General features: G+C 74.8%; 1 protein-coding gene. It reads left to right on the top strand.

What is annotated here, in order from left to right:
- Positions 1-47: 47 nt before the first annotated feature.
- On the top strand, positions 48-476 hold a 429-nt coding region (locus A612_RS10730), incomplete at its 3' end, for a hypothetical protein (protein ID WP_019374487.1).

The raw sequence follows: 476 nt of genomic DNA, 5'->3' as shown, positions 1-476 counted from the left end.
CCCCCCCCAGCCGTTGCCGTTGGCTTTCTCGTTCAAGGAGTTTTTGCATGCAGCACCGCATGGGACGGCCCGCCCTTCACCGGCAGGCCGCGCTCGATCGCCAGTTCACCCACGCCATCGCCCCGACCCCCGGCGGCGGCGCGCTGCTGCGCGCCACCCTGGCTGCGCTGCGCCTGCACCGCCCGCAGGTGCTCGAGCGCCTGGTCGAGCAGGCCGGCGCACGGGAATTCGCGAAGGTGCTGGCCCGGCTGTCGGCGCGCCAGATGGTGGATGCGCTCACCCTGCTGCCGAGCGGGCAGCGCGCAGCCGTGTGCGCTGCACTGTCGCCGGCGGCGCGGCGCAAGTGGCACACGCTCGCGGCGGCGGACCTGGCCAGCGAAGCAGCGGCCACGCATCCTCCGATGCTGGAAGCGCCGCATCTGCGCGCACTGGCAATGCGCGCCGCCGGCTGGGCCCGGTCGCTGGCGGCAGGCCCC

Source organism: Melaminivora alkalimesophila (assembly GCF_000282995.1).
Lineage (GTDB): Bacteria > Pseudomonadota > Gammaproteobacteria > Burkholderiales > Burkholderiaceae_C > Melaminivora > Melaminivora alkalimesophila.
This window is presented reverse-complemented; position numbering and strand designations above follow the sequence as displayed.